The organism is Acidobacteriota bacterium, assembly GCA_016703965.1.
Classification (GTDB): Bacteria; Acidobacteriota; Blastocatellia; order Pyrinomonadales; family Pyrinomonadaceae; genus OLB17.
The window spans coordinates 2,135,767-2,161,343 of sequence record JADJBB010000021.1; the positions used below are offsets into that span (position 1 = coordinate 2,135,767).

At 50.3% G+C, this 25,577-nt stretch carries 18 protein-coding genes and 1 pseudogene; 12 read left to right on the top strand and 7 right to left on the bottom strand.

The annotated features are described in order from the left end of the window. The 4 genes from IPG22_16660 to IPG22_16675 are packed head-to-tail and all read left to right on the top strand — an operon-like array spanning position 1 to position 6,156. The gene (locus IPG22_16660) at positions 1-3,048 is read left to right on the top strand and encodes a hypothetical protein (GenBank protein MBK6589920.1); all 3,048 of its coding nucleotides are present in this window, start codon (positions 1-3) and stop codon (positions 3,046-3,048) included. Beyond that, positions 3,049-4,182 carry a hypothetical protein gene (locus tag IPG22_16665; protein MBK6589921.1) on the top strand — a complete coding sequence of 378 codons (1,134 nt, stop codon included), beginning with the start codon at positions 3,049-3,051 and terminating at the stop codon, positions 4,180-4,182. Next, entirely contained in the window at positions 4,179-5,813 is a 1,635-nt protein-coding gene (locus tag IPG22_16670; GenBank protein MBK6589922.1) for a hypothetical protein, read from the top strand. Before IPG22_16665 ends, IPG22_16670 begins: the two co-directional genes overlap by 4 nt. 7 nt (positions 5,814-5,820) lie before the next feature. Continuing rightward, the gene (locus IPG22_16675; protein MBK6589923.1) at positions 5,821-6,156 is read left to right on the top strand and encodes a hypothetical protein; all 336 of its coding nucleotides are present in this window, start codon (positions 5,821-5,823) and stop codon (positions 6,154-6,156) included. Between the two features lie 55 nt (positions 6,157-6,211). Here IPG22_16675 and IPG22_16680 read toward each other — a convergent pair whose 3' ends face one another. From IPG22_16680 to IPG22_16705, 6 genes and pseudogenes are all read right to left on the bottom strand, one after another. Next, on the bottom strand, positions 6,212-8,053 hold the full coding sequence (locus IPG22_16680; protein ID MBK6589924.1) for a S9 family peptidase: 1,842 nt from the start codon (positions 8,051-8,053) through the stop codon (positions 6,212-6,214). Continuing rightward, on the bottom strand, positions 8,035-8,952 hold the full coding sequence (locus tag IPG22_16685) for a hypothetical protein (protein ID MBK6589925.1): 918 nt from the start codon (positions 8,950-8,952) through the stop codon (positions 8,035-8,037). Before IPG22_16685 ends, IPG22_16680 begins: the two co-directional genes overlap by 19 nt. Beyond that, entirely contained in the window at positions 8,953-9,417 is a 465-nt protein-coding gene (locus IPG22_16690; protein ID MBK6589926.1) for a hypothetical protein, read from the bottom strand. Between the two features lie 802 nt (positions 9,418-10,219). Next, complete coding sequence (locus IPG22_16695) at positions 10,220-11,407, bottom strand: GIY-YIG nuclease family protein (protein MBK6589927.1); 1,188 nt, start codon at positions 11,405-11,407, stop codon at positions 10,220-10,222. Beyond that, positions 11,388-13,439, bottom strand: a complete 2,052-nt coding sequence (locus IPG22_16700; protein ID MBK6589928.1) for a DEAD/DEAH box helicase — start codon at positions 13,437-13,439, stop codon at positions 11,388-11,390. The genes IPG22_16695 and IPG22_16700 overlap by 20 nt, the downstream gene beginning before the upstream one ends. Further along, positions 13,436-16,191: pseudogene (locus tag IPG22_16705) on the bottom strand (class I SAM-dependent DNA methyltransferase). Before IPG22_16705 ends, IPG22_16700 begins: the two are co-directional and overlap by 4 nt. Before the next feature lie 330 nt (positions 16,192-16,521). Between IPG22_16705 and IPG22_16710 the strand changes: the two are divergent. The 7 genes from IPG22_16710 (at position 16,522) to IPG22_16740 (ending at position 20,271) form a co-directional block, all read left to right on the top strand. Beyond that, a complete protein-coding gene (locus tag IPG22_16710) occupies positions 16,522-16,896 on the top strand; it encodes a single-stranded DNA-binding protein (GenBank protein MBK6589929.1) in 375 nt (124 codons plus the stop codon). An 84-nt stretch (positions 16,897-16,980) separates the two neighbouring features. Further along, positions 16,981-17,217, top strand: a complete 237-nt coding sequence (locus IPG22_16715) for a hypothetical protein (protein MBK6589930.1) — start codon at positions 16,981-16,983, stop codon at positions 17,215-17,217. A 312-nt stretch (positions 17,218-17,529) separates the two neighbouring features. Beyond that, positions 17,530-17,772 carry a hypothetical protein gene (locus IPG22_16720; protein MBK6589931.1) on the top strand — a complete coding sequence of 81 codons (243 nt, stop codon included), beginning with the start codon at positions 17,530-17,532 and terminating at the stop codon, positions 17,770-17,772. Between the two features lie 501 nt (positions 17,773-18,273). Beyond that, positions 18,274-19,017 (top strand): hypothetical protein, encoded by a 744-nt coding sequence (locus IPG22_16725; GenBank protein ID MBK6589932.1) that lies wholly within the window; start codon positions 18,274-18,276, stop codon positions 19,015-19,017. Positions 19,018-19,266: 249 nt separating this feature from the next. Then, complete coding sequence (locus IPG22_16730; GenBank protein ID MBK6589933.1) at positions 19,267-19,710, top strand: single-stranded DNA-binding protein; 444 nt, start codon at positions 19,267-19,269, stop codon at positions 19,708-19,710. 76 nt (positions 19,711-19,786) lie between these two features. Then, the gene (locus IPG22_16735; GenBank protein MBK6589934.1) at positions 19,787-20,077 is read left to right on the top strand and encodes a hypothetical protein; all 291 of its coding nucleotides are present in this window, start codon (positions 19,787-19,789) and stop codon (positions 20,075-20,077) included. Continuing rightward, complete coding sequence (locus IPG22_16740) at positions 20,008-20,271, top strand: hypothetical protein (GenBank protein ID MBK6589935.1); 264 nt, start codon at positions 20,008-20,010, stop codon at positions 20,269-20,271. Before IPG22_16735 ends, IPG22_16740 begins: the two co-directional genes overlap by 70 nt. Positions 20,272-20,524: 253 nt before the next feature. Here the strand turns inward: IPG22_16740 and IPG22_16745 are convergent, their stop codons facing one another. Next, a complete protein-coding gene (locus tag IPG22_16745; protein MBK6589936.1) occupies positions 20,525-20,701 on the bottom strand; it encodes a hypothetical protein in 177 nt (58 codons plus the stop codon). 379 nt (positions 20,702-21,080) lie between these two features. Here IPG22_16745 and IPG22_16750 point away from each other — a divergent pair, with 379 nt between their 5' ends. Further along, positions 21,081-21,302 (top strand): hypothetical protein, encoded by a 222-nt coding sequence (locus IPG22_16750; GenBank protein MBK6589937.1) that lies wholly within the window; start codon positions 21,081-21,083, stop codon positions 21,300-21,302. The last annotated feature ends 4,275 nt before the right edge of the window (positions 21,303-25,577 follow it).

A 25,577-nucleotide genomic window follows, 5' to 3' on the forward strand; every position in this document is an offset into this window, starting at 1 on the left:
ATGCTCTACGGCATGGTGAAGGGCTTCGCTGACGCCGGTGTCGAGATCTACAAGGCCCAGCAAGTCACTCAACTCTCTGCCGAAACGCTCTCCGCTATAGCCATGCAGGCCAGGCGAACCGGAACCTCGATAAGCGAGGTTGGCGATAGCTTTAAAGAATTCACGAAACTGATCGGAGATGCGGCAAACGGCTCGAAGGACGCGGTCGCCAAAATGGCTCGTCTCGGGATCGATCCGGTAAAAGCAGCGAACAATCTTGATGCCGCATATCGCCAGGTGATCGCACGCATAGTCTCGCTCAAAAACCCTGTCGAACAGGGCAATGCGGCAATGGATGCGTTCGGCGAAACCGGTTACAAATTGCTGCCTTTCCTTAAGAGCTTCGACGGCGATCTCGACAAGCTCATGCAGACGGCCCGCGAGCTAGGCGTCGTCATGACTGAGCAGGACGTTAAGGCCGCGAAGGAGTTCGATAGGAGCTATAAGGATCTTCAGGAGACGGTTCGCGGGTTGGCCATGACCTTTGGGCGTGACTATCTGCCGATCTTGAAGGACGTGATCGACAGGTCTAAAGTCTGGTTCACGGAAAACAAAGCACTGATCCAGAGCTGGGCGACAAGCTCAAGCAATGCCGTTCGCGGGTTTATCATCTCACTCGAGGAGACGAAAAAGTGGTTTGAGGAGAACCCACGGATGGCTCGTTTTCTCTGGGCTTTGACGGGACTAGGATCACCTGCAGCAATGATCTACAACTACATGGAGAGCAAAGGAGCCTCCGGGTCACCGCTGGCAACGCAGCCGAATTACGATCCGAGCCTGAACAAGATCCCGGATCTGACGAAATCTCCTACCGGTAACTATTTTTCCGCTCCTGGATCAGTAGGCAAGGCTCCCAAAGTCGGACGCTCCGCTACACCTGAACTAACGGATCAACAGAAGCAGGCGATCGAACTGCAGCGGATCATTAAAGATCTGACGGCCGATATCGCTTTCTTCGGCCAGGATACCGAAGAAGCGGCACTGCAGCAGAAGTTCTTTGAGGTTGCATTGCTCGGGACGAACAAGGCGTTGTTCGATCAGGCCCGTGACCTTGCTCGCAATAAAGATGCTCAAAAAGCGAAGCAGAAGGCTGATGAGGATGCTGCCGAAGCTGCCCAAAAATACGCGGACACTATTAAACAGTTTCGTGAAGAAGGGATCCAAAGCACGTTCGATGCTCAGAACAACAACGCCCAGGAAATGTGGCAGCTGTCGCAGCAGATCGAGCTCGGCCGCGAGCTGAACGACGTTGATCTGCAGCAGATCCAAAATTCTCGTGAGCTCGTTGAGTTTGCGGCGGCTACCATAAATTTCAAAAAAGAAGATGTTGACCTGCTTTTCGCGGAGCTGCTGAAAAAGCACGAATTGGTCCTCGTCGACAAAGAGAGGATCGTTCAGCTCAAGGAAGAGCTCGCATTGAAATCGGCAGTCCGGGATATTCAGAAAGGTCTCCAGGGCGAACTCGCAGAGCTGACGGAGATCTACCGGACCGGGGCAGAAGTGACCACGGTTTTCCGTATCGAGCAGGAGCTTTTAAAGGACACCTACAAGGGGCTTTCGGACGAACAGCGGCAGCAGATCCTGTCAACGGCCGCACAGATCGATTCTATGAAGGCGGCGATGAAAGCCCAGGAGGAAGCTCACAAACAATATGAGCAATTCCGCGACACGATCCTCGACGGGCTCGATGCGATGCAGGATGGGGCTGGTTCGTTCTTTTCATGGATGTACGACCGCTTTAAGAACTTCCTGAAGCAGATGGTTGCCGAGTGGCTGGCATCGAAATTCTTCAACATGTTCTATGGCGGCGGGAACGCTCAAGCTGCACAAGGCAGCGGCAGTGGCGGTGGTGGAATAGCCGGGGCGATCCGAACCCTGCTCGGTGGTGGTCAGGGGCCAGGCGGGACGCCGATGTTTAATGGTAACGCTACGCAGATCTATGGCGGCCCGACTCAGACGATCAGCAACTCAGGCTCGAGCCAGCTATTCAACACGCTGAACCTTCGCGGAGGTGGCACGTATACGGCAGGCGGTTCGGGTGGCGGTTGGGCCAGTATGTTCACCGGCGAAGGCGGTTTGTTTGCTCCGGTCGGCGGTTCGCGAATCGGTGGCTATTTGAGCGGTGCCGGCACGTTGGCGTCGGTGTTTGGCGGTTTGATTCCCGGACGAGCGGGCAGTGCGATATCGTCGGGCGGGACGGGAATGGCTCTCGGGGCACAGATCGGTGCTCTGATTCCGGTGATCGGCCCCATTGTCGGTGCTTTGGTTGGCGGTGGTATCGGTGCTTTGTTCGGATGGCTATTCGGAAATAAAGCTGAGAAAAAGGACAAGAAAGAGAAAATGCCGCAGCTCATGCAGGGTTTTACTGACTCGATGAAGCAGCTGCGTGACCTGATCAATGACGTGCGGACGCTGCGGATCGATCCGGATTCGGCGATCTCGCAGGCAACGCAGATCCGTCAGCAGATCGCGAGCGGTTTCGGCGTTCAATTCGAGTCCAAGAAGTATCAAAAAGAGTCGCAAAAGCTGATCGCTCAGCGTTTGGTCGAGGCCGATTCACTGATAACTGAGCTGAGAAACGTCAGCGAGATCTCGCGGGCGGCATCGGAACGTGAACGGCGTCTGCTGCCGGAATTTGCTGGCGGTGTTTACATGTCGCCTGCATTTCGAAGGTTCAACGGAATGCTCAGCGGTGCCTGGACCGGACGCGACACGATCCCGGCGATGGTCGCGGCCGGCGAGATGATACTCAACCCAATGCAGCAAGCTCGTGTGCGTTCGAACGCAGGCGGTGATCCTTTCCGCGGTGCCGGAATTCCGGGCTATGCCGATGGCGGCGTCGTCCAGAGCGGCTATGGCGATATGAATCTAACGGTCTATATCGAACAGGACGCCTCGGGCCAGTGGGTTGCTATCGCTGAATCTGATCGCGGTCAAAGGTCGATCGCGAAAGTCGTCGCCGGCAAGTATAAAAACGGAGAACTGACCCTGCAAAAAAGGCTAGGATAGATGGGAAGACCGACGACGACAAACCTGACAAATCGCCTGGCTGATCCACATGTTTGGACGCAGTCAACGGTCGATCTATTGCTCACCAACTCGACCCAATACCACTTCTCAACTGCAGCTTTTACCGGAACTAACGGCACGGTTTACACCGATGACCTGCGAAAGGTCGGAGAGATCAAGCAGTCGGTCTCGCAGTCCGTCGATCGCGTTCAGATCTCGATCCAGAACGTCGATAAGGTCTTCGGCGATGAGGTCCCGGCCGAGGCGTTGATCAAGGCAACGGCGATCGTCGGCCGTCAGTATGGCGGAGCAGATATTCATACATCTTTAAGAGATTGGGCTGAGCTCTTCCGCGGCGAGGTCCGGCCGATCAGCATGGATGAGAATGAGGTCGTGATCGAGGTGGTCAACGATCTCGCTGCAGCAGGCTTTTGCGTGGCTCATTGGTCGCTCGCTGAGAATTGTCAGTTCGTCTATAAGCATGCGGGAACGTGCGGTTACGCAGGCGGTATCACGACCTGCAACAAACGCCGGAAATCACCGGCCGGCTGCTTAGGCCACGATAACGAGCATCATTATGGCGGTATGGAATTCCCGGACAGTCAGACAACCGCTCCGCCAACCGGCGATGATCCGGGCGATGGCGGAGGCGGCTGGATACCGTGCCCACGGACCGATCAGTTTGTACTGGTACGCGCACACTGGACCGGCGATCCCAGGCCAAAACGCGTATCGATGCTCGGCAGTGAAGACGAGCTATATAACCCGCTGACCGGCTCGTTCGCTAAGATCAAATCGATCCGGTTCGTTCCTAACGAGCCGATCTTTAGCCTTCAAGTTCCCGAGGCCGTGGGCTTTTCATCCGGATCTCATCCGATCATCCAGACCGTTGACGATCACCAAGGAATCGCGGTTGAAAAGATGAACGGCATCGAAAGAGTTTTGATCTGGTCAAAAGGCGAGTTATTCGATTCGTCGGTTCTCCAAGTTCTGCGAACCAATGACAGAGCCACCGTTGCCAAGATCGAGCTCGTCAGCGGTCACATCTACGCTTACAGCGATACTTCGAACGGACCGTTCATCGTCTGTCACAATTCCAAGCCCGGCGATGATGGAGGCCCTGTTTTTATATGACCCTTGTAAATCATCTTAGAGATCTCGAGGCTCAAAACCTGTTTCATGCGGTAGCTTACGGAAAGCACCTCGTGACGGGAAACCTCGCGAAATCTATAGTCACCGGATCTGACCCAACACACCAGATCACGCTGCAGCAGATGCTCGGCCGCGGTCCGTGGGATGCGTGCGAGGGCCTTTGGTGGAGCGGCGTTCAGATCCCGACAACCGATTACAAATTCTTTCCCGGCACCCAATCGACCGGCATGGGCGATAGTACCCAAGGCCAGGACACGGTCTTCGACACGGACACACCGCACTCGGGAGTTGCGTGGATCCGGGCTGCCCTTCAAACGGGCATGGGTGATTTCGACACGAAGAACAACCCGCCGTATGGCCTGAAAGGGATCTTTCGCACGATGAAGATCGAGGACTATAACTCGAGCGGAACGGCTCTCGGTTCGTCTTATTCAGCAAACCCTGCCCGCGAGGTCGCGGACCTTATATTAAGGATAGGCGGACGCCCCAGCTCCCGCATCGATTGGGGAGCCTGGGTTGATTGGCGGGACTTTTGTCTGGCAAATATCTCGTTCGATTACACCGCTATAACAGGGTTGCCGGGCTTTGGGCTGACAGCACAATACTACAACGGCACTGCGTTCGACACTCTGATAATTGAACGGATCGATCCGGTTGTGGAGTTCGTGAGCTCTGCCGGAAGTCCTGGGATCGGCGTCGATGTTGATAACTTCTCAGCACGGTGGGAAGGCAAATTCAAGCCGCTTTACTCAGAGAACTATACCTTCACGATCACGCATACGCACGGCGTAAAGCTCTGGGTCAACGGCTCGGTCGTGATCGATCAGTGGTCTGCTAGTGGAACTCATTCGAGCAGTGGAATTACTCTGTCGAACGGCAGCTTTTACGATATTAAGGTCGAGTGGAAACACACCACCGGCAACGCCGATATCGCTCTAAAATGGCAGAGCTCAACGCAGGAGCTGGAAGTGATGCCGCACCGTGTTCTCTACCCCAAGACGGCGAGCCGGCCGCGTTACGAGACCCACCCTTTCTGGTCGGGCCCGACACGTCTCGACGATGCAGTGCGAACCATCCTAAATCTGTGCAATTCGACGGTTCAGGAGGTCAATGGCAAACTGCGTTTCTTATGCCTCGAGCAGCTGACCACGCACTCATACCATTTTACCGACGATCACATTGTGGAAAACAGCGTGAAGCTCATTCCACGAGATCCTTTGACGATCAGAAACTCGTGGCAGGCACGGTTCCGCGATGTTGACAGCCAGTATCTCGAGTATCCAATCGACCCGATCCTGATCGAACGCCCGGACCTGATCACCCTCGCCGGCCGCCAGATTGATGGCGAGTCGATCGAGATGTTCAACTGCACGATGCACCAGGGCTATCGCATGCTCGATAATTGGGTCAAGCGGAACGTCGATAGTAAATATACGATCGAGCTCACGGGCATGCCCGAGAGCTACCAGGTGCTCGCCGGCGACAGAGTGAAGGTGGACGTTGAGTTTCTGGACTGGACCGACAAACCAATGCTTGTGATGACGTCAAATGATTCCTCGAGCGAAGAGACCGCCGAAGAGCGGCCCATCGTGATGCAGGAGTGGACCTTATAAATAAGATATGCCTACAGTATTTCCATATCAGCCAGACTGGGTGCGGCCCGCAGTCGCGACGAAGAGGATCTTTAGCTCCACTTCGGTCAGTGGTGCAACCAAAGCACGCACTAAAACCGAGACCAAGCGATCATTCGAATTGAAGTTCTCAGCAAGAGATAAGACTGAATTCGACGCAGCCCTCGCCTTCCACGCCGCTCGATATCCATCGCCAACTTTCATCTACCGAGACGAAACAGTCTCACCCTCAGTGGACATAGAATGCCGCTTCACGTCAGACTTCAGCTATGTCGCGAATATGTACAACGATTACGACTACAGCTTTACCTGCATCGAGATCTAAAAGTGTAGAATTTGGATTGTGAGCGATAAAAAGACGCGGAAAAGTTTTGATAGAATCAAAATGAAATTCTGGAGTTTATCGTGTTAGAGCTAGCGCAAATATCGTGTTTGCTCGCACTTGAGTCGAGTTTTCCCCTGGTCAGGAACAACGGCGTTCCCTTCCAATTCGAAACATTGTTCAGCGGTGAAAGCTCATCAAGCTTTTTCATCAGGATTTCGTCTTTTGGATCGCCATATTCATTCTTTGCAAATTCATCGATCCAACTTTGCTGCAAATAATTCCTGATCGACACGAGCGGATATTCGGCGATGACGGCGCGGATTCGGGAAGATTCCTTTAGCCCTGTCGCTAGAGCCACGAAGCCCCCGTAACTTTCGCCACGAATGATCACGTTATCCGCGTCGAGGTCCGGCTGCTTTTCGATCCAATCAAGAAGCGAGCTTATATCTCGAACGGCGTCCTCTCTTTTGGCGCCGTTATCAGCATCCATGAATTCATTTCCGAATCCTCTAGACCCTCGGATATTAGTATGGATAATGGACAACCCTAGGTATGTCACAAACCGGACGTCGAGAGAACTAAAAGTGGGGCGATCAAGAACCTGAGGCCCACCGTGGATAAACACAAGCACGGGACTCTTCTTTGCAACTTTCGTGGGTTTGACGATGTACCCAGAAATTTCTTTACTATCAAAAGACCTCCAACGTATTGTTTCGGGAGGTTTCACGGTGCCCGTCAAAACCTCAGGCAAATGGGAGTTCGTCCAAGTGGTTGTCTTCTTCGATCTGAGATCGAACGACTGTATCAATGCAGGTTGACTGATATTTTCGATCGTGAATACGACCTCGGTTTCGGAAAGCCAGCGGGTATTCCAAACGACATAGGAGCCGGTCAGAAAGTTAGCAGCGGTCGGAATAACTTTTCGGTCTTTGATCTTTCCTATCCAAAGACTGTCAATTCCGTCTAAAGCTTCTTGCACCAATACTAATTTTCCATCCGGCGAAGGCTTTATGTCACCCAAGTGTCCACGGACATTCTGAAGACCGATGATTTCCTTCTTGCTGTTGCGTGGATCAATTGAAATCAAGCATCGATCACCCCCGCACTCCGGTGAATCTTCAGCTAAAAGGAGTGCCTTTCCGGCCACGAAAAAAGCCTTTGTCGCATTTCCTGATTCAGATAGTGGTGTGAGTTTGCCGCTGCTGATCGAATAATGAAAAATGTGTTGATTGCTGGATGATTTCCAGTACTTAAGCAAGATGTTGCCTCGGTCGACGTCGATCACATTCCAAAGGCCTTTCAGGTCCAAAGAGAAGCACTTGCTCGCACTCAAATCGGTATGACAGAGTTTCGTTAACTTGGTCTCGTAATCGTTGAGGGTGTAATAGATGCTTTTTCCATCTCGTTCCCAGATAAACGAATCAACTGAATCGTCTTTTCCACTAAAGCTCGATAACTTTCGAGCCTCAGATTTCCCGTCCCACAGAAAAAGAGCGTAATTATCCTGGTCCTCCTTGTCGTTGTTAAAAGCAACGACTGAAGAAATCGGACTCACTCGGAGCGTACTTGGCACCCGACCGTCAAGCACCAAGGTTGGCTTGCCCAATGGCGACTCTAAGGAATAGATGGCATTCTTTTCATCGGTGACAAACAGTTTTCGCGCCGTTCGATCCACGTCCCATATCAAATTATTTTTTATTGCAGATGGTTCGAAGAATAGATGCTTAACATCGTCATTCTTAATGCGCGGCACGCCGTCCAGCTTAAAGCTAGTTGGCACCGGTAGATCTTCAGATTGTTGAGCCCGCACCGTTACAACCAAACAAAAAAGGATGACCGCAAAAGTCTGAAACCTTAATAAATTGTTGTATATTCCTTTCATTTTGTTGAAACGCATCGCAATTCAAAAGACCCTCGTTTTCTTTCAATCTCTCCAGACTTTAATGAGCCGTCCGAGTTTTTGCCTAAACTGAGAACTTGGGGTGGACCAACGATCTTCTTACCGTTCTTCATCATGATGATTAGTTTCCAGCGATAGGATTTAGACGGCTCGAACCTCAGGTTTGAGCGGTAATTGGTTTGAGACTTCGATTCGAATTGGTCGATTAGATTCTCATCGAGGTCCGAGATGTAAATGGCATACGACTGCGCTCCTTTCACAGCGTTCCATTTGAGAAAGACCTCTTTTCCGTCGGAGTTCGATTCAAGGTTGATCGTGGCCCCGCCCGAGCATGGATTCTCGTTACCCCGAGTTTCCGCATTCTGGACTCTTAACTCTCGTGCATCTACACTACTGCCGTTCCATCGATCATTCTTTTTGGAAGACCGCTTGTAAACCGAATTATTATCGGGCTGAATCCCACTCTTTGTCGGTAATTGTTCTTTCTCTATGAGAGGTGTCGGAGCCGTAGCCGTTGTTTCGACGACTGGATTCAGTTCACCCCCGGCTGCATAGTCTTCGTTTTTCGCAACTGTAGTATCGAGCGTGCTGAACCTGTGAACACCAACGAAATAAATTCCCGCTACGAGTAGAACTGCGAATCCCACATATACGGCGGCTCTTGTAAAGGACAAGATCGGAAAGTCGAAAAATCGACGTTTAGGCTCAGATCCATAAGGCTGGACGGCATCGGCATCGAGAAAGCAGTTTCGAAACTCTTGCGGCGTTACTGATGGTAATTTTGCTCGACATTCTTTGCAGACGAGAAGATGTCGGCCGATCTCAAGCGATCGTGATGAAAAACTGTCTTCACGAAAGACCGCGACTTCAGCAGCTGATAAGTGATCTTGATTCATTTACTTCATCAACTCCTTTAGTCTCTTGCGGGCATCGCATCTCGCCTTCTTGATTGCACCCGCGGTAGTTTCTCTTTGTCTCTTACTGGGGTCTAGGTTTACTATCTCAGCAATTTCAGGGTCTGTGAGAGGCATTCTTGCTGAAATAGATTCCCAAGATTCCCTCGTCAACCCGAGTGTTCCTAACAATTCATCCTCCTCGATTCCAAACTGGAAAAGATGAAGTACAAGATCTATTGAACTGAAAAGAAGTGCCTGCCTTTGATGCAGACTTAGCTTGCAAATACCTTGCCACGCAATTTCGACAAGCTGAAAGGTTTCTGCTGAGGATGAGGTTTGCGAGCCTTCATTCACCTCGACGTCATCAATTGAAACTTCGACGTGTCTTCCGCGATTTGATAGATTTCGATTTACTTCGTTATGGGTAGTACGCGCAGTGAAGGACAACCAATCGTCCTCAGCCATTCGAGCACTCTTATCCGCGAACTTAGTGCGCCACTTCCAGAGCCTCAATACAATTTCTTGCGAAATATCGGGTACGTCATCAATAGGCACGGATCTACGCCCAGCGATCACTTTTCGAATTAATTTTAATGATTCGGCGACGAAGCCCTCTCGATCGTGTGCATCGCCAGGTCCGCCCGTGGGTGGGGATCCTGGTGATGTCTGCAACTTGGAAACGATCGAGTTAGCCAAAATTGTTTTCTAATCGCCCAGGTTCGTTACAAAAAATCACAATGGCATGTAACCAATGACCATTTTTACGGTTTGTAGTAGTACGACCTTTTTATAGGAGAGACGGCTTTTCAAAGATTCGAAAAGATTATCCTCTTTCCAATCAGGCAATTAGCTCCTGTTTTTCTTTAATGATAAATGTTATACACCCTGCAAAGTGGGAATGTAAACAAAAATTTATCTGGCAAAGCCTGATATCTCATCTGTGCTTGCTAGGTAGAGTTGAATAGGCAAGATGCGTACCGTAACAGAAGCCGTTAGGAAAGTCCGCAAAAAATGAACGGATCGCGAGGGTAAACTCGTGTCGGAGTTACCCGTTTTGATTGTGAGAGAATATTCGATCTTTCGACCTATTACGGCTTTGGCTGGTCAAGAATGGTAGAAAATTAACCCGCTGCTCGGGCTTATCGGAGTGAAAATGTTCCAAACTGGATTGTTTTTGCACCAGTGGATTAAATTTGCGAGGCAGTTAAATGATTGGAGAAGAGCGGGACATTTTTTTGAGACAGTTTACGGGATTTCCCGATGTAGCTCACACGCGGACAAGCTGAGCACTTTCCGAGTCGTATCGAAAATTTCCAATACTACCTTCTGTGATTTTCTCGATCGCTTCCTCAATGATTGAGAGCGGAAGCAGGTACCACTCTCTCGATTCTACCTCCACGCCAAAACGATCCTTCAATTTCAGGTCTAAACGTGCACCAGAAAAGAACTTGTGAATCAGAGCTTCGAGGCGCTTCGCATTTATGTTTGCGAGTTTAAAAGTTGCTACCACTTCAACATCGGCCAGAAGATACGTCGAGTCGTTCTTTGCGTTCGCGATACGACTTTTCACGTCTCCTCCGGTCACACCGATCTTGTGCACGACGGAACGATGTACCACGATAAAGGGATGGTCCGACTGACTTCTGAGTACGTAAATAAAACCTGTTGCAAAATCTCCAACTTCTTCGATTCCCGCGAATAGAGGTCCGAGGCTGGGTTCAATGATGCGACGGCTTGCTTTGTCTCGATTTAGGGCTCGCATCAGCGAACGTCCGAGGAGGTCGCTCTCGGTGCCGTTGGCGTAAATCACCCTTAATCTCCTATCCTCGCGGTCGAAGTTACTAATAAAAGTTTCGCCCGCCTCGGCAACCAAGGCCGTCTGGCCGTCCACTATGAACAGGTCACCTTTCCGGATCTCCGCATCGTCTTTGTATTTCAAAGTCTGTCGGATACCCATATCAAGGTCCACCTGAACCTGCTTGAAGATGGGGGCAAATTCGGCAAAATCTTCGCAGCGGTTCCGTCGTGCGATTTCTTCCGCCGCTTTGATTTCTTCGCGTGACCGAACATGAACTAATCGCGTTAGTTCGTCCTGCTCTTCCGCATTACTACCTAAAGCGGAAAGCAGTTCGTCGTCCGTAGGTTCCTGGCGGAAACCGGTATCGGCTTCGTCTCCAAGCAATCCTCGCGAGTCAAGACCTTTCAGGATCTCGCGACAATCTGGCGATTGGCGGATTCGATCAAGCCTTACAGCATAGAGACGCTCGAAGATGTCTCTGTCATCGCCGTGCTCGGGCAGCCGTCCATGTTCATCCACAAAGCGTTCGATTTCCTCGAAACCCGCGATCACGCGCTGCTCCGCCGCGGAATGCCCGACAGTTTTCGCCGGTTTTGCAAACTCGTCTAGCTCGGACCTTAGCTCATCGAGATCGATCTCACTCATAACGGCCCTCATCCTTGAACACAACGAATGCAGCTGCCCCTTCCGCCATACGTCTTTCCCATGCGTCTTGAGCAGTGGATGACGGGAGGCGTCCGCGCTCGTTCTTGAACTTTACCGCCCGCACTGCGAGTTCGCGAGCTTCTTCCGGCGTCAGTTTTGTCTGCTTTCTCATGATAACGTCAGACACCTGTTTCAGACGCTCTTCGGTCATCGATTTGGAAAGAATCGCGTAAGCCTCGCCAAATGGATTGATGCTGTCGATCAGATCAATATCCAGCTCCGTTACCGACATGGCATACCGTCGTACGCCGTCAATCAACGAAGTGTTCTGCGAGTCCGCTCCACCTCCGCCGACTAGAGTTTCCTTTGCTTTCTGTACGATATTTAGCGCGGCGATGGCATGTTGGCGGACTGCCTCCCAATATTCCTCGTCCAGATTGGGAAATTTCTCCTTTACGATTTTCCCCATGCGAACTTGCGTCAATTCCTGGGGAACGAGTTCGCCATCGAACAGTCCGCTCTCTATCGTTCGTTTGTCCTGAACGAAAGCGGTGATCAACTCGTTCAAGTCCTGTGTGCATATCCGCTCGGCCTCCGGACTTTTTGGTTCTGCCAGCCCTTTGATCTCCAGTTGGATTAGCCCTCTTTCAGCATCGACTCCAACGTTGCACTTATTTGGATCATACCCGTCCGAACCGTAATCAAGGCCTGGCGTAGGTTGACTGTTTGGATACTTTGGCTTGAACTCGAAACGTGGGCTTAGCACTTGCTCCATCAACAAACTTGCAGCGATGGCCTTTAGCGTGTCGTTAACCGCCTCTGTAACCGCAAGCTCGGTGGCATCCGGTTCCGCAATTAGGTTCGTAAAGCGGGTGCGAGTCTTTCCGGGAGCATCTCGTGTGGCTCGACCGATAATTTGAACGATTTCTGTAAGACTAGAGCGATAACCGACGGTCAGAGCGTGTTCGCACCAGATCCAGTCGAAGCCCTCCTTGGCCATCCCGAACGCGATGATGACGTCTACGTGGTCGCGGTTGTTCTTTTCCGCAGGATCTTTAAGTGCCCCGATAACCTTATCTCGCTTGGCCGGATCGTCATCTACCAGGTCAGCGATCTTGAGGATAGTTCCATCGGCGCTCTTAACTAGTTGAAAGCCGGTTTTTGGATCGGTGCCCTGCCACTCGCCGAGTTCTTCTATGATGTGCTCTACCTCGCGAATCTTGTCCTTTGTGCTTTCCTTGGAATTGACGTTGGGGATGTGCAGAATCGTCTTCTCGTTGGGATTCAGCACATTCGGGATTTCGTCAGTATAAGGGCCGGTGTAAAAGAAGTAGCCGAGGTCAAGCTGCTTCAGATATTGATAACCGTTGAGCTGCTCGTAGTAGGTATAGGTTACCGTGTCGAACCGCGACTCGTCGTCCGGGTGCAACACAGCCTCTGCATCGCCGCGAAAATAGGAGCCGGTCATAGCTACGATATGAGTTTTGTCGCGGGACATCAGCTCTCGAACGTGTTCACCAAGCTTGTTGCCGGGGTTAGCCGAAATATGGTGAAACTCATCCACGGCGATAAGGCGATCGTCGAATGATTCCGCTCCGAACTTATCCATGGCGAAACGGAAAGTTGCATGAGTGCATACAAGCGTCTTGTCGTCGCTTTCCAGAAATTTCTTCACCGCATCAACTTTGCCGTTGGTGTCGGCACCAGGAGCGTCACACAGATTCCATCTCGGTTCGACCTTCCAATCTGCCCAAAAGCCAAACTCGGTCAATGGCTCATTCTGAAAGCTCGCCCCGATGGACCGTTCCGGCACCACAATGATCGCTTGCTTGAGCTTTTGGTTTGCCAGCTTATCTAGTGCGATAAACATCAATGCGCGGCTCTTGCCCGAGGCCGGTGGAGATTTAATAAGCAGATATTGCTCTCCGCGTTTCTGATACGCACGCTCCTGCATTGGACGCATTCCGAGTGAATTTGAACTCGTGGATCTGCCGTCCTGCGCGTATGTGACGGAAATTGACGGAATGGGAACTGATTTACTCATAGGGCGGTTACCTTTGTTTCGTTTGCGGCCGTTTTCTTTGCCGTCATCTGTGTATAAAGTTCGAAGAGTTTTTCCAGCCGTTCGGTGTCGTTCTTGAACCGGCGGCCGATGTAAATGCGCTCCAGTGTTTCGTCGTTGTGCTCGTGAGCTTCGCGAAGATTCACGGGCATCATTTCAGGATCGTAAAGGTCCGCGATCGTTGCAGGGAAATGCGTCTCGCGGGCGAGCAGAATCTCTTCGGTGCAACGGGTCAGATCGGCTTTATTTTGCTCTGTTAGATCCGGGATGGGGAACGTATTCCAGCCGAGGGTATTGGAGTAAGAATAATCGGAACGCAATCTCCCGCAAATAGTCGCGATCCATGCAAGGTGTATTCGCGACGAAAGAATCGCAACGCACCACAGAGGACCATCGTCTATAAAGAACGCTTTATTAGTAGGTATGATTCTTTCGTTGGCTAGTCCGACTGGGAAAAATTCTCGGTTCTCCGAAGATACAATAGGAATAAAAATCTTCCGCTCCCCGTCACCTTTTCTCTCTCTAAATTGGTGTGGCTTAGCTGCAAGCTTTCGGACCGACACGTCCCCTGTTTCCATCCGTTCATTGCGCACAGATTCAATTCTGTCCTTTACCTCCGCAAACTCATTTGCAAGTACGACTGATTCATTGTCCAGCCATAAACAGTAGCGTTCTTTTCCTTTGATAAACTCGCTTGAACCAATGAATTGTTTAATCAGGTCTGGCGGAAAGCCGCCTTTCAAGAGTTGATCCTTTTCTTCGGGCGTCAGGATGAGGCCCGAGGATTTAGAGTAGTAAACCCCATAATCCATAACAACATCTGCGAATATTGGGAGCCTGCATGCGGCAACCATATCAATCTGATGTTCCGTTAAATATGGATTGATATGGGTCACAGTTCGTCTATTGTCGCCAGATATGATGTGCCTTGTTCCATTAGAATCAAAGTCCAACCCAACAATGATCACCGTAACTCCGGCTTTATTCTGGGCCAAGTTCGACCATATGAATGGTGTATACGCAAATCGGATTTTGCACCCGATTGATCGGAGCACGGCCCAGGTAATTGGCACTTGCTGTCCCTGGCAAAGGCTGTTTGTGGCAACAAATGAAAAGGGAGCTTTTGAGTGCGCATTATATTGAGCAGCTTTTAATAACCAAGCCCCAACATAGTCAACATTCTTCCAATTCTCGATAACGGACTCGAAGACAATCTTGAGATCATCCTTCTGACCGTCTGTCTGCTTTCGCGTTCCGGTGAAAGGCGGATTACCGCAAATGTAGGTCTCTCCGCCCTCGTTCTCAAAATCGATCTCCGCCTGATCCAGAGGTGTGCTAAAGAGGTCATCGGCGTAGATCTTTACCCCGGTTCCGGTCGGTGGACAGATGCTTAGCCAATCGAGCCGCAATGCATTGCCGAAAACGATCCAGTTAGCGGCATCGAGCGGCAGAAACTCGGCGAGCGCGAGCTTTTGACCGCGATAAAGTACGTCCGATTGATACTCGGCGATGATGAGTGCGAGACGGGCGATCTCGGCCGGAAAGTTGCGAAGCTCGATGCCGCGAAAGTTGTTGATCGGGATGTCAGTGGGACGTTCTGCCTCGCCTCGCCGCTTGTTGATCTCTGCTTCGATCTCCGCATCTGCTTGTAAGCGATAACGAAAATTACCTGATCCGCAAGCCGGGTCGAAGACACGAATTCGGGCGATGCGTTGGCGCAGGTTCAGGAGTTTGCGGGCATTGTCGCCCACTTCCTCAAGCTGGGTTCGCAGGTCATCGAGGAAGAGCGGATTAAGAACCTTCAGGATGTTTGGCACGCTGGTGTATGCATACCAAGCACCGCGTTCTTCATCATCGGCCACCGCCTGGATCATTGAGCCGAAAATATCCGGGTTGATCTTTGTCCAATCGAGACTGCCGACATGCAGCAAATATGAACGAGCGATGCGACTGAAGCGAGGCACATCCGAACTGCCGGAGAAAGACCACCGTTCACGTATGGAAAGTGTTCGCCCAACCCCGGACATTCGCCGCCACACGTTCTGAAACCTTGGTGTTCATCGAACGGAAGAGTTCGGAGAGTACCTCATGAGTGTTCGAAGAATCCCGCTCGCTCATCTGCTCGATAGTCGCGGTGAACAATCCCTCACCATTAAATATGCTGGTGTCCTCCGCGAAAAAAGCAAAATATGAGCCGAGCCATTAAGTGATTCAAGTCCTCGCGGCAGCCTCCTTGGTCCCCCAATCCGGATTCTCCTTGGTAGCTCGATGTAAAGCCGATTCAGCCCGCCAGTAGCCTTGATATCGAATGCGTTCTCACGAATCTTGCTTGACCGTTGTTATGCCAGCAAGTGCCAAGGAAGAAACCAAAGTGGTCGGAGAACTTAGCGTAGTCGCAGGCGACCGTTTCGCCATCCGCAATATTTTTCGGCTTCAAAGGCTTACCGTCCGTGGCGAGGATAAACTTGACCTTCTGCTTAGTCGTTGCGCTGACTTTCCTCAAAGCGTGAAGTGTTGCCGTCACCGTGCCTTCAGGACAGACCAGAATATGAATGTTATTGCGTTGGAGTATTCCGCCCGGAAGGTCGGACTGATTAGTAGTTCCGCTCTTCAGCCGCTTGATCGTCGTCTCCTTGTTCCCAAAAGCCTCAAGGAACGCGAACGGAAAACTCTCGGCATCGAAGGGCTGCTCAGCGAGCATAGAAACGGCTTCTTCGATTTCGACAGCATTCATACAGAGTCTTAGTTAATTGTCGCTGAGTGGACTTTCCGAACTTCAAAAAGTTATTTCCCGTTATTTTATCAGATATCGAAATGTGAGCCGATGTCAGACGTTGAAAACAGTTTTGGAACTGTTTGATCGAACGCGGTTGTATCACGAAAGAAGTGAAATGGAGCCCGCCTAATCCGTTGATCACAAGTAGCCAACTATCGCCTTTCGGCCCCATGAGACGCTCCGCGATTCTCAAAGTCCTTCCGATCCCCAACAAGACTCGAAAACCAAACAAATAAATAGCGGCTGAAAGGATGTGCCTTCAAAGAGGGTTTCTAGGAGTCACTCAACGTGATCCCCGAAAAAAACACACAGGAGAATCAAGAAAATGTCAGCAAATATTTCAATCATCGGCAACCTCGAATTCGTTCCAGGAACAGTGCGGAGGGCGCGTGGAGAAAGACGGACTGGTTCCGCGTTACGGCATTCGGCAAGCAGGCGGAAACACTTGCTCGCTACGTGCGAAAAGGCAGTCGTCTTTACGTCCAGGGTCGTTTGACCTTTAACCCGTGGGTGGATCAGAACGAGTCTCCGCAGGCCGGAGCAGAGATCGTCCTTCAGGAGTTCCAGTTCCTGTCGGGCCGCCGCGATGAGAACGGCGACGGAGCAGCAATGCAGACAGCACAGACCGCACCGGTAGAACTCCAGCAGGCCGCTGCTTATTAATCAATCAACCGGTCAATGAACAACTGCCGCTGGGGGAGATAGCACTCTCCAGGCGGCAGTTCTTTTGTGTAAAAGGAGTCTGCCATGGGTTACCGCGTTTTGACGATGAAGTGGATCACAAGAGCCTTTGTAAGGGAACATCGCGACCGTATCTTCCTCTACGGTGACAACCTTACCCGGCGAGGCTTTGGCGGTCAGGCTGCGGCGATGAGAGGCGAACCGAATGTGGTTGGGATACCGACTAAGAAGCTCCCCAGCAATAGGGAAGACTGCCTTCTTTACGGATGCCGAATTCGAACAAAACAAAGCGGCGATCGATAAGGCCTTTGAGCGTCTGGCGGTGCTATAAGTTCAACAACCGACCAAGTCATTGTTATTCCCGCAGACGGCATCGGAACTGGCCGGGCGCAACTCGAAAGGCGAGCACCGATTACGTTCGCATATCTACAAAAGCGTCTGAAAGACCTTTCTTTATAACCAGCCGGTCTCGTTTTCCTTAACGTACTTCTCCCGCAACTTGAGAGGGATTTTCAAGCCTGAATTTAAGTGCTTTTAATTCAGGGTTTTGAAAATGCGGCCCTTAAACTAACGCATTTTCGATTCGGCAACTACGCCGATTCGAGAGAGGAAGTTATGGCAGAAAGAATTAATGTTGAACAGCTCAGAAAGCACGATCCTAATAACCCGATGCTGGCATTTATGCCGTCAATAATGGCTCGCCGATGCAGGACTGGTGCGCTCATCTTTCATCGAATCCGATGCAGACGAGAGCTTGAAGAGTTCTCGATCTTGGGTGATGTAGTTCTTAGGATAGCCGATGAACTTGAGCCCGAAGCTGTGGACCAGGTGAGGAATACTCGCCCGAGTATGCAATGAAAGTTCTATCCGACGAAACGGATGCCAAAGAGTTTGTCCGATGCGTAAAGGCTATTGCAAGCCCAGATGCGGGACAGTTTGAGTATGAGCAAATTGCCTCTTACTACTACGGTGAGATCCGGCAGAGGCGTAAGCGAGGTTCTCAAAGAAATGGCACTACTCGGTATGCAGTTAGAAGCTGTTACAGCCACTTTGTCGGACCGTGAGATCAGATTTGAAGAGTCGCGAATGACCGAGCAAGCTCTGTGTCGCAGACCAACGACGAGTTCAGGCAGCCGCGAAAAACCGCAAAGCCGCTCCCGCCAAGGTGTCCGAACTTCGACAATGAAATGCAGGCGGTTCTAAGACGCGTTGGCAGACAGAAAGTCGCCGCATGATCTTCGATGACTTTGCGGATTTCTATCTCGAAGATGGCAATAAATCCATTGAAGAACTTGATCGAGATTTCTACTTTCCGAGCAGCTTGAGCAGTTCGACGAGAACGGTTTGATCGGTATAACGATGAGTTCGAGTCAGCGTTCGGTAGTTGTCTTTGACCTCGATTGTGAGATCGATGCTAATTGTCTTCCGTATGAATCCAGAGAGCTTTCCGCACAGCTGCCGAAGCTGTTTGTCGGCCATACTTCAGGCGGCAATACGGTTCAGGAAGGACGTCGGATGATCAACTGTGCTGGATGGTCGATGCCTTCTAGACATCCGTTCTCGATCAGGAATTCGAGGAATGGCTGGCACTTTCACTCGATCGAATCTATGACGGCCAAGCGATCCGTTCTGCCGCCGCATCTATTCGTTCGGCAAGGAAGCAGCATCGGAATCCTCGTAGATCAAGAGATCAATCCGGACTTCGAAGAGATGCAATATGCGGCATCGGTCCTACGTCTGTTGTGGCAGCGTCAATACTCCGATTTCCATCTGCGAAGCCTTCGCCACGACGCCTATCAGGAAACCTATCTTGCGATCCGTGGCACGGCGGATACGGCCGATCTGGCAGATCTGAAGAAGAAGCATACGCGGAATTTAAGGAGCAGAAAAGCTTTCCCTCAAGAGTTCACGGCTCTAAATACAGTCGCAAAATCTCAGGAGGTAAGGCTCAAGGGACAGCTTTCAAGAGAGGCTAGACATTGGCTGCGAAAGATCGAAAAAGCAACCCACGGACAGCTTGGATTCCCAAGTTCGGACTCTATAACGACCCCGGGCAAAGATGTTTTAAGCGTCAGGAGAAACAAAACTTTGGGATGCGATTAGGGCAAGAGAAGCGGAGCTGAGCGAGAGCGTACTCACGAGTCGCATGATCCAGAGGAGCCTCTTTGCACAGCCGGTAAGTCATAGATCACATATCCAGGTTGTTCCTTCGGCCTGAAAGTTGTTGAGAAGCACATAACGAAAGGAGCGGTGGCCAGCCCTGTAAGCAGTTCGCCTCAAAATACTGTCTAAAGCGGCTAACTGCCGTTCCATTCGGAGAAAAAAAAAACCAAAAAGGAGCAAGAATATTCCATGTCAGCAAATATCTCGATACTCGGAAACACAGGCCGCGATGTGAGCCTGCGATATACAGAAAAGGGCACGCCGGTCGCGAGCTTTCCGATCGCCTCCAACTCTTTCAAGAACAGCGGCGAAGGTCGTGTTCAAGTCACACATTGGTTCAACGTGGTCGCATTCGGCAAGACGGCTGAGACTTTAGCCGAGCACGTCAAGAAGGGAACGTCTCTGCTTGTTCACGGCAGGCTTTCGTTTAGCCCCTGGAGTACGGATAAGGGAGAACCCAGATCCGGCGCCGAAGTGTCATTGTTCTCGTTTGAGTTCGTCGGTTCGAACCGTTCTAACGATCAGGAAGTGTCTGCATCGAACGACAGCAGCGACGAGCCTGATGTCCCGGAATACACAGGCTCGACTGCTCCTGAGACGCCTGTCGAAGAGCCGTTCGTCGATCAATTCTGAGATAGATTTTCTTCACAACAAGGGGCAAAGGCCTCAGAGCTTTGCCCCATTTTCACTTGAAAACAAGAGGTGGACAATGAGTGTTGTCAGGTTAGTTGAGAACGAAAGCGGTCTCAGAAGTGCGGATGATTATACACCTCTAGTGAGGATCTATGCCGATGCGTCATGCATGAGAAATGGTGCGATCGACTCGTCGGCGGGATGCGGTGCGGTGATGATCGATCATAATCGCCTGGAGATCAAATTGGTAGCCAAATACCTCGGACAGGTTACCAATCAGCAGGCTGAAATACTTGCTTGTACAAAGGCTTTGAGCAGCTGCATCGCTCTTGCCGGGTCGAGATCGTATCAGATTCACGATATGTGATCGACACGATGGCGGGGCTAAATAGAATGCGTACTAATCGTCTGTTCTGGACGCGTCTCGTGAAAGCCTGTTACGGTCATCATATCTCCTGGCGTTGGGTTAAAGGTCATTCCGGAGTAGCTTTCAAGAAGTGGCTGACCGTCTGGCTCGCAGTTCGGCGAAAGTTTGTAGCGATCTGTCGGACGAGGATCTAGAGAACTGTCCAGGCATCTTTCAAATGGTGCCGAACAGTTCGACATCCGTGATTTTGAGATGGAGCTTGAGAAGGTTGTTTCAGATACGGATTAGCCCATCAATCATTCGTTCCAGGCTGCAAATTTGGACCGCATCGGAACCCTTCCTTCAGCCCTTTTCTGCCTAGTTCTCCCTTCTAAGTCTTAATTTTAAGCCAGCTTGGAATGCGGGGTCGCGTTCGAAAAGGTGGTTTAGACGTACTCGACAACATCGTCATTCGTGATCCTCGGTGTTCATGTTTGGCTGTCGCGAACTGAAGATATTGCTTAAGTTTCTGCTCAGTTCTTCGAGTACTCTGGTGTATTCAATTTCACGTAAGTAAGGCTTGATCTGCAGAAGTGGCCGCTCGAGGACGTTTTGAAGAGGGGTGATATTAGGTTGTTCGTTCATTAAGAGTGGTCTCCTTTTGGTTCGGTAAAATAGCTATCACAAAGAAGAGATCAATCGGCGTGCCGTGGCAGAGAGCAGCGGGAATTTTGATAGCAAGAAGGGCGGTGTGAGACCACTTCTTGGCGTAAAAAGAGGTTCTGAGGTGCCCTTGTAAAAAGAAAAATTACAGCTGCAGGTGTATGACAGGATAGACCAAGAATCCAACCATCGTAATTCGCGTAAACCTATTGGTTACATTGATTTACGCCGCTGTCACCAAAACTACAAACCGAAAGCTAAGCGAAAACTTATTAAAGGCACGACTTTGCTTGGCTCCAACCTGTCCGAAAATTACAAAACGACGAGTTGGTGACAAAACGGCACAGCAAAAACCGGAAAAATGAGAAAGCGTGACAAAGAAAGAATTGCGAAGAATATTGATGTTAAGAATGAACCGAAACAGGGTCGTCCAATAAGCGTTCGGCCCTATGACGAAGATCATGGAAAGCTTGAAGAGATCGCAGTGGAAACCGGAGAGAACAAGGCCGCGATAGTTCGACGAATGATCCATTTCGCATTGAACGACAGACAGAAGCAATTCTGGCAGGGCAGTGTCAGATGAAACCTGACTGGCTTGTTAGCAATGGGCGTGACAACGAGTCCATTAATCTCTCACTCAATGGCAATTTTGCCGAGATCCTAGATCGGGTTGAACGCCTGGAATCACAATAGGAAACAGTATCCAAATTAACTCAGCGAATCACCAATTCCCTTGCTACCGAGATCACTCAATGTCAAGCATGTCGATCTCATCTATGAACCTTGTGTCTTTACCAAGCTAATTGAGTTCGCGGCACCAGATACGAAAGATCGAAAAGAGAGCGTCAAAACGAAAGCGCCGACTGCGATGGCGGAAACCGATTGAACACGCTGTAACAGATCTTGAAGAAATGCCTTTTCATTTCATGAGCATGTCGCGGACGACGACTTGCAAGAACGAAGCTTATCTCGGCACGAAGGTAGAGGTCCTCAAAAGCGGATCGAATCCATGCCCAAGTTACAGAAGCAGCAAACAGATCCGTCATGAGAATTATCGCAAGCGTCCAGTCAAAAGAGGAAGTTCGCGCGGGCGGTTCACTATCTCGAAGCCACAGCAAAATAGACCCCGACAAAGAGCCAGAGAAAGGCCGTGAACTCTTTAACGCTTTCACCGACAAGTTGAACGTCCAAAACGCCAACAACTTTCTAAAGTCGAATTGCGGAAAAGGACGGCCTAAACGAAGAACTCCACCATTTGGTTCTCTCATTCATACGGAAGATTTTCAAGGTCTGGGCTCTACAGATGAAGTGCGAAAGCGACGACTAAAGGCTGTTACCCCGATTCGCGATGAGTCAGACGAGAAGAGTCTCAATAGCGAAAGACTCGCTTGGGCCGGAGCGGTTCATCGCAATACCGCAAAACCGCATGTATATTCGCCATCCAAAAGAGATATATGACTAACAACCTCCAGGCCAGATCATAAAATAAAATTCCCGAGAAGCACTTCCACACTTTGAGTTAACCCATGGAGAAAAGCAGATCGTCGAAGGAAGCTTTATCGAATCCGCAAAACGAAATGGAGGAATTGATCGCTGTACGCGGTGCGACACAGAAACACGTCAAAGACAAAAATTAATCGGAACGGACGGAAAAGACCAACGTGGATCGATAAGGGGGAACTTTGACGAACGAGAGACATTGCGACTTGGGATTCTGGCCGAATACCACTCAAATTTAAGGAGGAGAGAATTGCCTTCCTCGTCGAGCATCGTCAGAACTGAGATTTCCGGTTTCTGATCCGAAAACTGGGGTGAAGCAAAAAGGTTTCGATAAAGAAACTGGAGTCGACGAGTACAGGTCTCCGTGACTTAGATAATCCTGCTGAGGCTCGACAGATTCGGGCTATAACTCACAGCATCTTGGCAAAGGAGGAGTCGGAATTCTTTCAGCTAAAGGAAGAGACGGCCGAACTTAGAAAAGCAGCCGACCAGATAAGGAAAAACCATAAGAAAAGCGGAACCAAGTTGCCGTCACCTGCTTTCAGCAAAAAGAGCTGGACGATCTTCAGAATCAGTGTCTTGTGAACTCAAAAGTTAGGAATACCGATTCCTGGAAGAGATCCGTCTCGACCTTGAGACCAGAAACGAAATTCAACCAAGAGATAAGGAGGATCTTGAACGCCTTGCCGCTCAAAAAATTCTCGGAACTGAGATCGCAGCATCGGGAAAAAGGAAGCTGATAGACTTCCGGGACAATGCCTAATACCGGAAAGTGTCCGTAGGAAAAGAACGAATCTCATTTGCTATGATCGATCGTGAATCAAAGGCTAAAGATCACAGGGAATGGGTCCGTTATTCAGAGCATCCGCGTCGCGATCCAATCTTTGACGAATAAAGAAAGCCGCCGGTATACGAAATCAGACCAAAGGCAGCTGCCGAAGCGGTGAACAGCAGTTTGAACGAACACTCGATGGATCTGCAAAAAGATCTTCAAACGTGCCGAAAGGTGGTCGGAGTTCTGCACGACGTGCTGGACCGACACGCAATGCAAAAGGACCTTGAGCCAAGGTTTTCTGCCGAGGAATTCTTGAAATTGATTTCCTCGCTAGGAGACTTTTTAAACTGTCAAACGAGTATTTAGTGAATTGGAATCTACAAAAGAAGTTGATTGGAGAATTTGAACGGCAAAAGCGAATTCAAGTGGGACGTCTAAGGAAACAGTTATTGGGTCACGGAAAGGGCCTCGTCGCCGGGCGGACGATCGCCCGAGAGACTTATGCAATATCGAGTTGAACAAAGCGGAAAGAAGACCTCGCATACTATCGAAAAACGAAGCGATTTCACAGATTCGCGATCGAGGATAAAACGAACGGGTTAATGAGTTATTTATGTCTGAACGATGCTGATCTACCGCGAAGAGGATCGATCCTTAAATCTACGGCCTAAATCTGTTGTTAGAGGGCAAGGATCAGGATTGTTGAGACACGAACTAGAAGAACGAGTTAAGGGCGTGAGTTCGATCAAAGAGTAAACATTCTTGCAGCAAAAGAACTTATTAAACGAAGCTGGCGGGGAAGCCGCAACATCAAAAGCAAAACTCTTGGTGGCAAAGTTCTGGGAGGCAGATTACCAACCACCTTACGAATAAAGAGGTAGCGGAGATTGAGAAGAGGATCGCAGCCAGACCCGACACTAAAGAGGAAGGCGTCACGATTAAAACTGGCTCTCCAACACTCTGTTAGCCACAATTCCAAGCACCTACGACCAGATTCTTCATATCGCTATATTGCCGGATCGCAACCCCTGAAGCGGTTCAGAATCACGCTTCTGATGTTCAAGGAAGAGGACAAAGACAAGTCGTTCGGCACAAACCCAGATAAGCGAGAAATCAGCATAGAAATGGAAAGATAAATCTTCTCCTAGTCTTATAGCCCAGGCACATTGTTTGCCCCTCGATGCTCCGTAAGTTCGAGAAGAGGATGGGGCAAAGTCATGAAATTTGATCTAAGCAATAAGGTAATAGCCCGCCAAGCAACAAGGATTCGCTATCGCCAAACAGAAGTTTGGACCCTGGGGAATATTCTTACTCACAATTGAGTCTTCTTTCGCCCAATCGGAACGAAATTGCACCACGCGGTGGTGGTCGCGATGCTGCCCTTATCGCTTATTCGGAACGGCTTCGAAATAGCTACAAACAAAACGAAGGTGGACTGAGGGACGGCATGGTCCTGCTTGCGAAGCATTCAGGAATGGCCAACCAATCTCGATCACATGTTTTTTGTCGAGCAGGGCAGACGTGCCGCGGACGTCGTTAAGCTCGCGATCGAAAGTTGCAAAAGGCAATTGACGCGAGAGAACTAAATCATGCCGCACAAGGCCAAGGTTGGGCAAGAGCAAGCTTTCGACCTTCGAATCCACGTACAGAAGAGCGATCAACGAGATACTTTCAGTTAGTAGATCGGACCTTGCCCTATCGAAACTCGACGACACCAGTGGCGGAACAGGAGCGAGCACGCCTCATACCTAACGGCACTTCACAATTTCTTCGAGACACAGACGAACGAGTGGCGGAAACTGTTCAAAACGGTGTTCTGATAATTCCGAAGAGTCGCATGATCTAAAGTCACCGCTTCAGCTAGCAACTCTTGGTTACGGAGTCGGAAGACTTGAGGCATTGGTCGGATCCGATAGAAAGCACGAAAGGTCGGCGCCCAAAATCTTGGAATATGGAAGACCATCGGGAAGTGTAATGCTGATCGAGAAACCGAGGCGGGGTCTTTCGTTGGATCTACGACGCGTTAGATGGAAACAGGAACTGTAGGATGAGGTTAGAGAAGAGGAAATCAGGAGTCAACCGCAGAACGGTTCGACCGGACGCTTGTAGAAATCGCAGAAGGTGGCCAAACGAGATGGAGAGGTTGGAACCAACTGACCGTTCGTTCAGTACGAGCAGTTTGTCGAATCGAATTCGCAGAACACGGAGCATTCTTTAGGTGAAGAGCTCGAAGAAAAGCGGAATCCGCTGAACATCTATCGACCGAACGGGATCCTGAACGCGGTCAGACAACTCGCAAGGTTCGAGCGAATTGAGCTTGAAAGCGCATCTGACCCTTCTCGCATCGGAGATGTCGGACATTGAGAACTGAAACACTGGTCTGAGGTTAAATTTCCCGCACTGGACAGAGGCCCTTGAAAACGGGATTCCACCCTCCTGGCTCTGAAGCTGTTTAGGGCAAAATCTGATAAAGCGATTGAGAATGCTGTGAAAGGAAGAACTCAATTCGAAGATCTCCGTTTCGCGTCTGCATATCTTGAACACCAACTCAAACAACCTGAAACGCGGCTTCGACATTTCATC

Coding starts and splice junctions, on each gene's coding strand:
- IPG22_16750 (MBK6589937.1), top strand. CDS start 21,081: ATGAGAAAGCGTGACAAAGAAAGAATTGCGAAGAATATTGATGTTAAG.
- IPG22_16690 (MBK6589926.1), bottom strand. CDS start 9,417: ATGGCTGAGGACGATTGGTTGTCCTTCACTGCGCGTACTACCCATAAC.
- IPG22_16700 (MBK6589928.1), bottom strand. CDS start 13,439: ATGAGTAAATCAGTTCCCATTCCGTCAATTTCCGTCACATACGCGCAG.
- IPG22_16715 (MBK6589930.1), top strand. CDS start 16,981: ATGGGTTACCGCGTTTTGACGATGAAGTGGATCACAAGAGCCTTTGTA.
- IPG22_16695 (MBK6589927.1), bottom strand. CDS start 11,407: ATGAGGGCCGTTATGAGTGAGATCGATCTCGATGAGCTAAGGTCCGAG.
- IPG22_16720 (MBK6589931.1), top strand. CDS start 17,530: ATGGCAGAAAGAATTAATGTTGAACAGCTCAGAAAGCACGATCCTAAT.
- IPG22_16680 (MBK6589924.1), bottom strand. CDS start 8,053: ATGCGTTTCAACAAAATGAAAGGAATATACAACAATTTATTAAGGTTT.
- IPG22_16745 (MBK6589936.1), bottom strand. CDS start 20,701: ATGAACGAACAACCTAATATCACCCCTCTTCAAAACGTCCTCGAGCGG.
- IPG22_16685 (MBK6589925.1), bottom strand. CDS start 8,952: ATGAATCAAGATCACTTATCAGCTGCTGAAGTCGCGGTCTTTCGTGAA.
- IPG22_16725 (MBK6589932.1), top strand. CDS start 18,274: ATGAGTTCGAGTCAGCGTTCGGTAGTTGTCTTTGACCTCGATTGTGAG.
- IPG22_16735 (MBK6589934.1), top strand. CDS start 19,787: ATGAGTGTTGTCAGGTTAGTTGAGAACGAAAGCGGTCTCAGAAGTGCG.
- IPG22_16665 (MBK6589921.1), top strand. CDS start 3,049: ATGGGAAGACCGACGACGACAAACCTGACAAATCGCCTGGCTGATCCA.
- IPG22_16670 (MBK6589922.1), top strand. CDS start 4,179: ATGACCCTTGTAAATCATCTTAGAGATCTCGAGGCTCAAAACCTGTTT.
- IPG22_16660 (MBK6589920.1), top strand. CDS start 1: ATGCTCTACGGCATGGTGAAGGGCTTCGCTGACGCCGGTGTCGAGATC.
- IPG22_16730 (MBK6589933.1), top strand. CDS start 19,267: ATGTCAGCAAATATCTCGATACTCGGAAACACAGGCCGCGATGTGAGC.
- IPG22_16675 (MBK6589923.1), top strand. CDS start 5,821: ATGCCTACAGTATTTCCATATCAGCCAGACTGGGTGCGGCCCGCAGTC.